This window comes from Mucilaginibacter sp. A5337, assembly GCF_059690695.1.
Genome location: NZ_JCAWEC010000002.1, coordinates 213,024 through 227,767 on the forward strand (window position 1 = coordinate 213,024; position 14,744 = coordinate 227,767).

A 14,744-nucleotide genomic window follows, 5' to 3' on the forward strand; every position below is an offset into this window, starting at 1 on the left:
TATTATATGAACCTTAAAAAAAGTTTACTGATAAGCACATTACTTTTTTATACTATTTGTGCAAATGCGCAGAAAATGCCTTATCAAAACCCAAAGCTACCATCGGAGGCGAGGGCGAAGGACCTGGTGAAGAGGCTTACCCTTAAAGAAAAAGTAGGCTTGATGAAAGACGTTTCTGACGCAGTACCCCGCCTTGGCATCAAAAAGTTTAACTGGTGGAGCGAAGCACTGCATGGCTATGCCAACCAGGGGCCGGTAACGGTGTTCCCGGAACCAATCGGTATGGCGGCATCGTTTGACGATGAGGCGCTATTTCATGTTTTTGACGCCGTATCTGACGAAGCGCGGGCTAAAAATAATGATTACAAAAAGCATGGCGAGAGCCAGCGTTTTCATGACCTGTCGGTTTGGACGCCCAATGTCAACATCTTTCGTGATCCGCGCTGGGGACGCGGCCAGGAAACTTACGGTGAAGACCCTTACCTTACTTCGCGCATGGGTGTTTCAGTTGTGAAGGGATTGCAGGGGCCGGCAGATGCCCGGTACCGTAAATTATTGGCTTGTGCAAAGCATTATGCAGTGCACTCGGGGCCGGAATGGAGCCGGCACGAACTAAATATTAATAATGTTAGCGCACGCGATTTATGGGAAACATATCTGCCGGCCTTCAAATCGCTTGTTACCGAAGCCGATGTGAGGGAAGTGATGTGTGCCTATCAGCGCCTTGATGATGAGCCTTGCTGTGGTAACAGCAGGCTGCTTGGCCAGATATTAAGACAGGACTGGGGCTTTAAATACCTTGTTGTATCTGATTGCGGGGCTATTACCGATTTTTACCGTACCCATAAATCTTCATCGGATGCAGCGCACGCATCGGCTAAGGCTGTGCTGTCGGGCACAGATGTGGAGTGCGTAGGCTACGCCTTTGACAAGATCCCGGATGCCGTTGCCCGCGGTTTAATCAGGGAAAAAGACATCGATGCCAGCGTGGTGCGGTTAATGACCCAGCGCTTTGAACTGGGCGAGATGGATAAGGACGAATTAGTTCCCTGGACAAAGATCCCGCTTTCTGTAGTTAATTCGCCTGCGCATCAGAAACTGGCCCTTGACATGGCGCGGGAGACAATGACACTGCTTCAAAACAAAAATAACATCCTGCCTTTAAGCAAAAATCTGCAGAAAGTAGCTATTATTGGCCCTAATGCCGATGATTCGCCAATGCTTTGGGGTAACTATAACGGTACGCCGGCAAGTACCGTCAATATATTGGAAGGGATCCGGTCGAAATTAAGTCCCGGCCAGATCATTTATGACAAGGCCTGCGACCTGACGGACGATAAGGTTACCGAAACCGGTATTGCCGAAAGCAGTATAGACGGCCAGCCCGGCATAAAGGCCACTTACTGGAATAACCGCAACATGGAGGGCAGCCCGGTTATAACCACCCGGGTAACAGGGCCGATGTCGTTTACTACCTTTGGTGCCCACCAGTTTGCGCAGGGCGTTAATACCGAAGATTTTTCTGCACGGTACGAAACCGTTTATAAGCCATCTGCTGCAGGCGATATTGTTTTTAAACTGGAATGCACCGGCGGCGGTGAACTCCTGATTGACGGGAAGAGTGTATTGCGCAATGGCAGCTGGCGTTTACTGCCCGGACGTTATGTGCTGCAGGCAGAAGCCGGGAAAAGCTATAAAATAGAATTACGTTATAAACAACTTAACAACTGGGCCGCAAACCTGTTTTTCAACTTTGGCAAGGAAGTGCCTATAAGTTACGACGCCTTAGTTAGCAAAGTTAAAGATGCGGATGTGGTGATCTTCGCGGGCGGCATCTCGCCGCGACTGGAAGGCGAAGAAATGCCTATTCAACTACCCGGTTTTAAAGGTGGTGACCGTACCGACATCGAATTGCCGGCTGTGCAGCGCAACTGCCTGGCAGCGCTTAAAAATGCAGGTAAAAAGGTGGTTTTCATAAACTGTTCGGGATCGGCAGTAGGCCTGGTGCCGGAAACCGGGAACTGTGAGGCCATTTTACAAGCATGGTATGGGGGAGAAGCAGGTGGGCAGGCAGTTGCCGATGTGTTATTTGGTGATTATAACCCGGCCGGTCACCTCCCGGTTACATTTTATAAAAGTATTAACCAGTTACCCGACTTTAGCGATTATCAAATGAAAGGTCGTACCTACCGCTTTATGGAGCAGGAGCCTTTATTTCCATTTGGTTTTGGTTTAAGTTACACCAATTTTCAGATAGGCGACGCAGCGCTGAATAAAAGTATCATTACTGCTAACCAATCTATACAATTGTCGGTGCCGGTAAACAATACGGGCAAGCGTGACGGTACAGAAATAATTCAGGTATATGTTCATAAAACAGGTGATGAAGAAGGGCCTGTTAAAACCTTACGTGCGTTTAAGCGCATAACTGTACCTGCCGGGAAAACAACACTGGCGGCTATTAATTTGCCGCCAAAGACATTTGAATTCTTTGATCAGGCAACTGGTATGGTAAAAGTGTCACCGGGCCAATATGAGGTGCTTTATGGCACCAGCTCGGATAAGAACGACCTAAAGACAGTTAAGGTAACCATTAAATGATATTATAAATAATATCGAGGCGCATCAATCTGATAAACCAAATGCATCGTTACATATTGTTTAAGGGATATTAAGCATAAATAATAAACAAGAATAAATTACCTCTCCTTATTACTTTTCTTTCTTTAAAATTGGTTGTAAGGACAGCGCGAGGCTGTCCTTATTTGTTTTCTATAAGCGCAAAACACAGCTTAGAAAATGAAATTAATCCTTTGCAGCCCTTACAAAGAGACGACATAAAGCAACGCTTAACAACACCATCTATTTAAATGAAGTTGCCGGCAGTCGTTGTGCGACAAGTGTGTAAAAAGCTCATTTTACGCACAAGCTAAACTGCCCGGCATAAGATAAATATTTAGTATTTCTGTCGTTGCAGATCAGTAAAAATTATTGTTTTAACAACACTTAAATATGGTAGTTTTTGAGTGTTCTGCAATCGATTGTTATTGATTGTGTTTCACCCTTAAATTCGTCAATCAATACAAGATTTTGATAAGGAAATCTAACTGATATTGGGTTTGTTTTTGTTTTTAAGTATCTGTAAATAAATATGTTGAGATTGTTTTTTAATGAAAACAGTCCAATGCGATTACTCCATTTTTTTAATCATACAACTGTTGTAACCCTAAAAGGAAATCTTGATCTGCGAGGTTGGCTTAAACAAATGTTGTAAGATTTAAACAAAAATTGCGCCATTGGCCAAACCTCTAAAGATACTTTTACACTCATTGTTTTGATCAACTGAAGGTTATTACAAAGGTACTGCCAACAAAACGGTGTACCGGCATACCAATTATAAACTGTGTAATAAAAAGCGGGTCATTGTGGCATCTGTTGTTTTCGCTTAATGCGAAATAATCGGCTTACGGTTTTGTAAGGATTATCGGCAGTGTCAATTTGAATGCCGATAGCCAAAGTGATGCGTTTGGGATCGATGATGTTAAATAATATCAAACCTAAATATTAATTATTAAACACTTAAAACGAAAATTATGGAAAGACAAAAACACATTTTCAATTCCGGCTTAAGCCCGGGTCTGCTTCAGGCAACTTGCATATCATCTTTTAATTCCGGTAACGGTGTCTAAAAGTGAGTCAGAGCGATTTTAAGGCATTTGCTATATAAACGATACGGAAAACGTTGGGCACAAATTTGAAGTACCGCCTTTCTCTATCGAAATAAAAATTTTAAACCTTAACAACATGAAGTATTCTTTACAAAAAATTTATAATAAAAGGTGGCGTTACGCTACGCTCATCCTAACCGGGTGCACGTTAGCAATGCCGTCGGTGTCAATTGCACGTACCGGCAGTTTGGCAGGTTCATTAAATGGTATTACTATTAATGAAAATGGTGCTTTAAAAATGAAGCCCGCGTTTAACGTTTCGGGCAAAGTTACCGATGATGATGGTCAACCCCTGCCTGGCGTAGCAGTTTCCATCAAAGGCACAACCCAAGGCGTAACTACTGACGCCAGCGGCAACTTTAAAATAGCAGTGCCCGGCAATTCAGCTGTGCTCGTGTTTAAGTTAATTGGTTTTACCCAGCAGGAGATCTCGGTTACCAACAGTACTGAACTGAAGGTGCAAATGAAAAAAGATACCAAAAACCTGGAAGAGGTAGTTGTGGTGGGTTACGGATCACAAAAACGTGCTAAAGTTACAGGAGCGGTGTCATCAGTTAGCGGTAAAACCCTGGCTTCTTTACCTGTAGGTGGTATTGAAGCGTTACAGGGGCGTATAGCAGGTTTAACCGTGACCAGTAATGGCGGCCCGGGAACCGGGGCTATTATTTCATTGCGGGGTATCAGCTCCGTGAATTTTGGATCTGATCCTTTATATATAGTAGATGGATATCCGGGTAGCCTCACAGGCGTTGATATTAAGGATATTCAAAGTATCGACGTGTTGAAAGATGCGAGTGCTGCGGCGATCTACGGTTCGCGGGGTACAAATGGTGTTATCATCGTCACTACAAAAAAAGGTAACAACAACAGCCGTACTGAAGTAACTATCGACTCCTATTATGGCTTACAAAACGTCATCAAAAAATATGACCTGCTTAACACCCAGCAGTACCTGCAATATGAGCGCGCCCTTAATGGTGCAGCCGGCATAGCCTTACCGCCGCGCCTGCAGTCAGACAACTTTAACAAGCCAATTTATGCAGGCAGTTCGCAAACCTTTGCTCAAACCAATACTAACTGGCAGGACGCTTATTTCAGGAGCAATGCGCCAATACAGCAACACAATGTGGCGGTAAGCGGCGGCAATGCCGTAACCCGGTTTTACACTTCCGCAAACTACTTCGACCAGCAGGGTATTGCCCAGGGTTTAAGTGCCTACCACAAGGCATTTCGCGTAAATGCCGATCATACGATCAGTAAATTTCTGTCATTTGGTGAGACCTTTAACGCCATTATCAATCATCAGCGTTACGGCGTTGATGCGGGTAACCGTACTGCTATCACCAATGTGGTAAGGATGCAGCCGTACCTGCCAATCTACAACCCTAATAATGCAGGCGGATTTATGGGGCCATTAAACAGTTTCGACGGTTCGGACCCAACCAATCCTATTGAAGCAGCTAAGCTGATTGATAACACCAATCATGGTTACACTATTCATGGCAACGCTTACGCTACCCTGAAATTTACCCCATGGCTTAACTTTAAATCAATTTATGGTATTGATTACAATTCTAATCTAAACAACACGTATACACCTATTTATAATGATGGTGGTACTTCTCAATCACCAACAGCGGTTATTAATTACGGCAGGAGCACAAGCACAACCCAGCTCTACTCTCAACAGCTTACCTTCGATAAAACCTTCGGCCCGCACCACGTTAACGCCGTTTTAGTTTACGAGGCCCAAAGCTCGCGCGGCGATAACCAGGTATCTTCAGGTAACCAAAACACCAACACGGTAAGAACGCTAAATGGCGCAACTAATCTTTACACTAATTATACTTATGGTACAAACCTGCTCATTTCGGAGGTCGCTCGCGTAGGGTATGACTTTGAAGGTAAATATTTGATTTCCGGCTCTATCCGTCGGGACGGCTTGTCTGTATTTGCACCGGGACACAAACATGAAAGCTTCCCCGCGGCATCGTTAGGCTGGAAGGTAGACCAGGAAAATTTCATGAAAGGAAGCAAATCTATTTCTTCATTAAAACTAAGGGCCGGCTATGGTGTAACAGGTATCAATGGTACTGTACTGGGTAACTATCCTTACCTGCAGCCTATTTCGTCTAACATTGCTACTTATCCGTTCAACGGTTCTTTGGCCGATCTTGGAAACGCCTCGTTTTATAGTGGCTTAAGCAACCTTGACCTGTCATGGGAAACAACCAAGCAAACCAATATCGGTTTGGATCTGGGCTTGTTCCAGGATGTGTTTACTTTATCTGCTGAGGTTTATACCAGGAAAACCGATAACCTTTTATTAACCGTACCTACACCGCCAAGTTTTGGTTTTAATGGTGCCGGGACCTTAGCTAACGTTGGATCGATGCGGAACCGTGGTTTTGAAGTTAGTTTAGGTTATCATAAGACACACGGCGAATTTAAATACGATATCACCGGAAACTTTTCCCTTAACAGAAACAAGGTTTTAACGCTTAGTACCGCAAACGCTTCTATTACTGCCGGCGGAGACGCCGATTACGGCGGCGGCGGCCCTATAACCAATACGGTTGTTGGTCAGCCCGTTCAATCGTTTTACGGCTATATTGTTGACGGGATTTTCCAAAATGCTGCCGAAGTTACCAATTCAGCTAAACAAACAGGTGCAGCTCCGGGCGACTTAAAATTCAGGGATGTGAACCATGATGGTGTAATCAACGATGCCGACCGTACTTTCCTGGGCAGTTATCTGCCAAAATTCACCTATTCGTTAAACTACAGCGCTTCGTATAAAAATTTCGACGCGATAGTCTTTTTCCAGGGTGTGTATGGTAACAAAATCTTCAATGCCGAAAGGATCATCCTTGAAGGTATGCCAAGACTTTTCAACGCCGGTACCAATGTGTTAAAGGCATGGACACCTACAAATACCAGTACAAATATTCCGCGCGCCATTTCCGGCGACCCGAACAGCAACGTACGGCCTTCAACCAGGTGGATTGAAAGCGGCTCATACCTGCGTGTTAAAAACCTGCAGATCGGTTATAACTTTCCTTCTTCATGGTTAAGGTCAAAAACCGATAATGCACTTAACAGGCTAAGAATCTATGTAGCATCAACCAATTTGTTAACATTCACTAAATACAAAGGTCTCGATCCCGAAATCGGCTCACGCAATGGTACCCTCACAAATGGTATTGATTACGGCCAGTATCCGCAGCCAAGAACAGTTCAGTTGGGTTTACAGGCAACCTTTTAACGATTAATTTAAAAAGTTACAACGATGAAAATTAAGAAAATATACCTGTGGTCGGCCCTTACAGCAATTACAGTAACGGCAACGGTTAATTCCTGCAAAAAAGGCTCTCTCAACACCAACGACCCTAATAACGTAACAACCAACCAATATTATAAAACCAGCGATCAGCTAACTAAAGGCGTAAACGCCATTTATGTTTCCATCCATTCGCTGGGGTTGGTATCACGAGAATGGTTTTTTATTCACGACCTCAGAAGTGACGATGTGGCAAGCGGCGGCGGACAGCTTGAGGCCCCCAGGGGACAGATCCTTAACGGTACCGGCGACCCTACAAACCCGGTGATAAGTTCTGTTTGGAATACCTGGTACACCACTATTTTCAGGGCTAATGTGGTTATTGCAAATGGCCCCAACGTAACGGATAACACGGCATTGCGTGACCGTTTAGTTGGAGAGGCTAAATTTTTACGCGCCTGGGCTTATTTTGACCTGGTTTCGCAATGGGGGGGAGTGCCGCTTTATACTGCGGCGGTTAAAACCGCCAGCGATTTTCAGCCCCGCGCAACCGAGTCTGAAGTTTATGCTTTGATTATCAAAGACCTTCAGGATGCCGCGGCTGTTTTGCCCGAAAAGTCCGGTACTGATAAAGGACGCGCAACCGCCTCGGCGGCTAATGCCATGTTGGGCCGTGTACTCATGCAAAACGGCGACTATGCGGGTGCAAAGGCAGCTCTTTTAAAAATCCCTACAACCGGAGTAAACGGTTACACGCTTACCAGCAGATACCTTGATAATTTTGAAGAGGAAACTGAATTTAATAGTGAATCCATCTTTGAAATTGTATTTGTTGACAAAGGTGACAGTGGCTTTAACTGGGGTGGCGACAGCCCTACAGAGGCCCAATCAACCGTACGCAACCAGGAATACAATCCTATCGCCTGGAGAAACCTCATCCCTTCAAATAAGTTGATTAACGAGTTTGAGAACACCGCTACCGGAGCTGCAAAATCTGACCCCCGTTTTCATTACACCTGTTATCAAACAGGCGACACTTACAACAAAGGCGCATCAGTACTTACAGACGGCGACCAGAACGGTAATTCTTCTGTGATGAACGGAGTTACCAAGAAGATCAGTTTCCGCAAATTCATGATCATTTACAAAGAAGGTTTACCTGCGGCAAGCTTCCATCCGGGCGGCAATAACCAGCGCATTATCCGTTATGCAGAGGTTTTATTGATGCTGGCCGAATGCGAAAACGAGCTTGGCAATACTGCTGCCGCGGTCAATTATCTTAACATGATACGTGCACGTGCAGATGTTGCTATGCCGCCTTACCCAACCGCTCAATATCCGGTTGGCTCAAAGGCCGATGTTGTGAAAGCCATCATGCACGAAAAAATGGTGGAAATGGGCGATGAAGAAACAAGAAATATTGATATCCTTCGCTGGAGGAAAAAGCAATACTTTACCACCGATCCGCTTCCGTATTTCAAACAGGGAAGGGATGAATTATTACCAATTCCTCAGGCTGAGCTGGATAATAATCCTAAGGTAAACGGACATCAAAATCCTGGTTATTAATAATTACCTTGCTTATACAATAACGGTTAAAAATATCAATTTCCGGACTTGTTAAAAGAGATAGGCTGTGCATAACAGCCTATCTTTTCCATATAAACCAATTTATAGATGAAGAAATTTTACCCGGCTTTATTACTTGTTACGGTTGTTTTTTTTTCGTGCGCTAAAAAGAAGAAAACGTTGTTCGAATTGATACCGTCGTCACATTCAGGAGTCACCTTCAATAATTTGATTACCGAAAACGACTCTATCAATCCGATTGATAATGCCAACGTTTATAACGGCGGCGGCGTAGGTATTGGCGATTTCAATAACGATGGCTTGCAGGATATTTACTTTTCGGGTAACATGGTATCAAACAGGCTGTACCTGAACCGCGGCAACTTCAAATTTGATGATATCACCGATAAGGCTGGTGTAAATGGCCTGGGGAAATGGGGCAGAGGGGTTGCTGTTATTGATATTAATAATGATGGCTTGCCGGATATTTATGTATGCAATTCGCTGTTGCAGGATAGTGTTAAAAGGCAAAACCTGCTTTACATTAATCAGGGCCCCGATAAGGAGGGGATACCGCACTTTAAAGAAGAAGGAAAAGAATACGGCCTCGATATTCATGCCTACTCTACCATGGCCGCTTTTTTTGATTACAATAATGATGGCAGGCTTGATATGTACCTCACCGTTAACCGGCCGGGGGATGGCTATTACGCAAACCAGTTTCGCCCTATAATTACGGATGGCAGCGGTAAAAGCACCGGAAGGTTATATGAAAACAAATGGGACGATAAACTTAAGCACCCGGTTTTTATCGATGTTTCAAAAAAAGCCGGCATCTCTATTGAAGGTTATGGACATGCTGCAACCATTGTGGATATAAACAGAGACGGATGGAAGGATATTTACGTTACCAACGATTTTATATCACCCAATATCCTCTACATTAATAATGGCGACGGTACTTTCACCAACAGATCAAAAGAATACTTTAAGCATACTTCAATGAATGCAATGGGGCAGGACATTGAAGATTTGAACAACGATGGCCTGGCCGATGTGTTTGAACTGGATATGTCGCCACCGGATAATTACCGGAAAAAAATGATGTCGATGCCGGAAAGCTACCAGTCGTATGAAATGTTTAATCATTATGCTTATCAATACCAATATGCCCGTAACACCCTGCAGGTAAACCAGGGGCCTGCATTAGGACAGAATGATTCTATTAAAGGCCCGATATTCAGTGAAACCGGATTTTTGAGTGGGATAACCGAAACCGATTGGAGCTGGACGCCAATGATAACGGATTTCAATAATGATGGCTATCGCGACATCGTTGTAACCAACGGGTTTCCGAAGGATGTTACCGATCATGACTTTATCGTTTTCAGGAACAACCCTTATGCTACAGCCTCAAAAAAGGCCGTTATAGATCAGATCCCAACGGTCAAAATCCATAATTATGCCTTTCAAAATAATGGAGATTTAAACTTTAGTGATATCTCAAGCCAATGGGGACTTGATTTACCCACATTTTCAAATGGCGCTGCCTATGCAGACCTGGACAATGACGGCGCGATGGATATGGTGATCAATAACATCAACGATGAGGCGCTCATTTATAAAAATAATAACCGGGAGTTGACGCCCAAACCATCAAATTACCTGCAGGTTAAATTGAGTGGCGACCGCTTTAACAGGGATGGTATAGGTGCATGGGTAGATATCTATTACGCTGGCGGGCAACATCAGGTATACGAAAATAATCCTTATCGCGGATACTTGTCGTCCATTCAAAACCTCGCACATTTTGGCCTCGGAAAATATAATGTTTTAGATTCGGTAGTGATCAGATGGCCGAACAATTATAAACAGGTTTTAAAAAATGTAAAGGCCAATCAAACACTCAGGGTAAGTATCAGTAATGCCAGCCAGCCTTATAACTGGGTAGTACCACATAAAAATACCGGAGCCCTGTTTACAGAAATTACAGGCTCTGCAGGTATTCATTACCGGCATCAGGAAGGTGACTTCCCGGATTTTACTATCCAAAAACTATTACCTCATAAACTATCTGCATATGCTCCGGCCCTTGCAGCCGGAGATCTTGATGGTAACGGACTCGATGATATTGCTATTGGCGGTAATAAGAAATTTCCTGCCCAGGCTTTCCTGCAGCAGGCTAATGGTAAGTTTCTTCAGCGAAACTTAATAGATGATAAGCCTGACAGTACAAATTATAAAGATGAAAGTTTATTATTATTTGATGCCGATGGCGATGGAAAGCCGGACCTGTATATTGCAAGCGGCGGATATGAAAGCGCCCCCGGTTCTAAAAACTATGCAGACCGGATTTATCTGAATGATGGCCAGGGACATTTCAGGGAACAAAAGGGAGCCTTACCCGGTAATTTAACAAGTAAGCTATGTGTCAGAGCATTTGACTATAACAGGGATGGTAAGCTGGATTTACTGGTAACCGGTCGCGTTGATCCCTGGCATTATCCCAACCCGGTATCCAGTTTTATTTTACGGAATGACAGCAAGCCCGGGAAACTGCAATTTACCGATGTGACGGCATCAGTTGCCCCCTGTTTGAAAAACCTTGGATTAACCTGCGATGCATTGGTTACTGATTATGATAATGATGGCTGGCCCGACCTTGTTATTGCCGGTGAATGGATGCCCATCACATTTATAAAAAATGTTCAGGGCAAATTCGTTAACTCAACAGCGGGTTCAGGGATCGCTGATAAGATAGGCTGGTGGAATTCTATTGTAGCAGGTGATTTCAGGCATTGCGGCAAGATCGATTACATTGTTGGCAATTTGGGAAAGAATAGCTTTTTTAAAGCCACCGACAAGGAGCCCGTATATATTACAGCCGGCGACTTTGACAAGCGTAAAACTACCGATGCCTTTCCATCGCTCTTCCTTCCGGATACAGATGGCGTGAAACGCGAATTTCCATCTTTTGTTCGTGATGATGCCGTTAAGCAAATGATCAGTCTCCGGAAAAAATTTGTGAACTATCGTTCCTTTGGGCATGCAACATTGCAGGATTTGCTGTCGCCTGAGCAATTGAAAAGCGCGTTGCGGCTAAAGGCTAATACGCTTACGACATGCTACCTCGAAAATTTAGGTAATGGTAAATTTAACATGTACCCCCTGCCAAATTATGCCCAGGTGTCTGCCATTAACGGGATGGTGGTTGATGACTTTGATGGCGACGGTAATTTAGACGTCGCTATTAATGGAAACGATTACGGTACAAATGTGTCGGTAGGCAGGTATGATGCCTTAAACGGGCTGCTTTTAAAAGGAGATGGCAAGGGTGGCTTTAAACCGCTTTCGATATTGCAAAGCGGGATCTGTTTTCCTGGCGACGGGAAAGCCCTGGTAAAACTCAGGGGTAAGGATAACCGGTATTATCTGTCGGCCAGTGAGCACAATGGCAATTTGAAGTTATTAGAGCTTAACACACCGGCAAAAACAATAAAGATTGATCCGCAGGATCTGTATGCTGAGGTATTTGCAAAAGATGGTTCGGTTACCCGGCAGGAGTTTTATTACGGCTCATCTTTTTTATCACAATCGGCAAGGTTCCTGAAAGTAAGCCCCGGTACGCAAAAAGTAAAGATTATTGCCAATAATGGCAAAGCCCGGGAGATCAGGCTGCAGTAATATTTACTGCTACAGATGATACCGTTACATCAGCTGAGAGCTTAAGAAGATGGAGTTCGGTCAATAATTACCAAAGAGATGTTAAAAAATATATTCATCGGCTTGAGTTTCCCCAGCAAAAAAATGCGGAGGAATATTTATACGGTCTTTTTTGTATTGATGCCCGCAATGGCATTGGTTTTATCATGTGGAGGATCATCGGAGCAAAAGATGATCAGGATCATAGCAAACCTGAACCAGGCGGATTACAGTAGCCGTAACCCGTTTTGTCCGGAAGCTAAGGTGGCGCAATGCGATAGCTTACTGAAGCAACCTGGCCGGGAAAACGATTTTTTTCTTTTAAATACCAAAGCTAAGCTGTTATTGGAAACGGGCGACGAAAAACAGGCAGTTGCCATCTACGAAAAAATGGTGAGTGGCGCCGACAGCTCAAAAGGCGATTTGTTTGAACCGGATATGGGCCTGGCCTACATGCGTTTGGGTGAACGGGCTAATTGTATGCTGAATCACAACCGGATGTCATGTACGTATCCTATAAGGGATAATGCAATTCACGTGAATCAAACCGGATCACGACATGCTATCGCAGTTTATGAACGAATTTTGAAAAAACATCCGGCCGACCTTGAATCGCGGTGGATGCTCAATATCGCTTACATGACATTGGGCCGCTACCCGGATAGTGTTCCTAAACCGTTTTTAATCCCCGGTCTGGACAAAGCGGGTACAGCAAAAATAAAACCTTTCACCGATATGGCTGCCGATGCGGGTATTAAGCTGAACAGCAGGGCAGGGGGTGCTATAGCAGACGATTTCAATAACGACGGTTATTTGGACATTGTAACCTCTGGAACGGAGCTCGATGACCACATGCATTATTTTCAAAATAACCAGGACGGAACATTTACCGACAAATCTGAAACGAGCGGATTGCAGAAGTTTACCGGAGGATTGAATATCCAGCAAACCGATTACAACAACGACGGCAGGATGGACATTTTTGTATTGCGTGGTGCCTGGAAAAAGAACGGTTTCGGCAATCAGCCGGCTTCGTTATTGCGAAACAATGGCGATGGCACGTTTACGGATGTGACGATACCCGCCGGGTTGCTTTTTTATCACCCTACCCAGGCAGCCGTTTGGGCCGATTTTAATAACGATGGATGGCTCGATGTATTTGTAGGGACAGAGGGTTTTAATAACGGTGACAGCGTTAATATCCATAAGAGTATGCTGTACGTGAACAACTGTAACGGCACATTTACCGAGGTTAGTCATCAAGCTCATTGTGATATCATGTCATACGTAAAAGGGGCTACATCGGCAGATTTTAATCATGACGGATGGCCGGATATTTTTATTTCGACAATGGACGGGCGTAAGCATCTTTTAAAAAATAAAGGCACGATTGGGAATATCCCCGACTTTGAAGACGTTACAAAGCAATCGGGGATCCTTGCGAATACCAATAGTACCTTTACAACCTGGTTTTTTGATTACGATAATGATGGCTGGCAGGATATCCTGATTGCAGATTATAAATTCGATGCCCCGCTGGGCTACTATGCTGCAGCTGAAGCGCTTGGCAAGCCTGTACCTAACGCCGGAAATATCTACCTGTATAAAAATAACCACAATGGTACGTTCACGGACGTGTCCAAACAAACAGGTCTTGATAAGGTGGTGTTCAGTATGGGCGCAAACTTTGGCGACATTGATAATGATGGCTTTCCTGATCTTTATTTCGGTACAGGAAACCCGGATTTTGGCTCCCTTATACCAAACAAGATGTTTAGGAACGTTGAAGGAAAACAATTTGAAGACATAACAAGCATTTCCGGAACCGGCAACCTGCAAAAAGGCCACGGCGTAGCGTTTGCCGATTTCCGGAACCGTGGTTTACAGGATATCTTTATCGAAATGGGAGGCGCTTATGCAGGAGATGCCTACACCAGTGCCTTGTATGTAAACCCCGGTCAAAACAATAACAACTGGATAAACATCAAGGCATACGGCATAAAAAGCAATAAAGCCGCCATTGGCAGTCAATTAAAAATAACGTTTACTGATAACGGAGTTAAAAGAAGTGTTTACAGGGACCTTAACTCTGGTGGCAGTTTTGGATCATCACCTATACAAGCGGAAATAGGTGTGGGACATGCCGGCATTATCGAAGAGCTCGAGATTACATGGGCTGGCAGCCATACCGTTCAGCGGTTTCATAATTTGAAGATAAACCAGTTTTACCGCATTACAGAAGGAAACGGGAAGGCCGCTTCGGTTCAGTTAAAAAAACTTAATTTCAGTAATGTTGCGGCATTGTCGATGGCCATGAAGATGTGAAATGATTGTTCTGGAATGGTTTGAAATATTATTCAGTTTACCACAAGTTGTTTAATATTCACTTATTTCCAACCGTTCGTACTTTTGATGTCAAATAATGGTTAATCCGCAAAATCGGACTGATCAATAAAGTTAAGTGT

Annotated in this window: 5 protein-coding genes; all 5 read left to right on the plus strand. The window is 44.1% G+C overall.

The window, feature by feature from the left end; genetic code table 11:
- Nucleotides 1-6 precede the first annotated feature (6 nt).
- The 5 genes from xyl3A (at nt 7) to AC59JO_RS05855 (ending at nt 14,604) form a co-directional block, all read left to right on the plus strand.
- A complete protein-coding gene (gene xyl3A / locus AC59JO_RS05835) occupies nt 7-2,601 on the plus strand; it encodes a xylan 1,4-beta-xylosidase (protein ID WP_497304039.1) in 2,595 nt (864 codons plus the stop codon).
- Nucleotides 2,602-3,804: 1,203 nt separating this feature from the next.
- Nucleotides 3,805-6,993, plus strand: coding sequence for a SusC/RagA family TonB-linked outer membrane protein (locus AC59JO_RS05840; protein ID WP_497304041.1), 3,189 nt, complete (start codon nt 3,805-3,807; stop codon nt 6,991-6,993).
- Between the two features lie 24 nt (nt 6,994-7,017).
- A complete protein-coding gene (locus AC59JO_RS05845) occupies nt 7,018-8,577 on the plus strand; it encodes a RagB/SusD family nutrient uptake outer membrane protein (protein WP_497304043.1) in 1,560 nt (519 codons plus the stop codon).
- A gap of 108 nt (nt 8,578-8,685) precedes the next feature.
- Nucleotides 8,686-12,261, plus strand: coding sequence for a VCBS repeat-containing protein (locus AC59JO_RS05850; RefSeq protein WP_497304045.1), 3,576 nt, complete (start codon nt 8,686-8,688; stop codon nt 12,259-12,261).
- A 78-nt stretch (nt 12,262-12,339) separates the two neighbouring features.
- Nucleotides 12,340-14,604 carry an FG-GAP-like repeat-containing protein gene (locus AC59JO_RS05855; protein WP_497304047.1) on the plus strand — a complete coding sequence of 755 codons (2,265 nt, stop codon included), beginning with the start codon at nt 12,340-12,342 and terminating at the stop codon, nt 14,602-14,604.
- Nucleotides 14,605-14,744 lie beyond the last annotated feature (140 nt).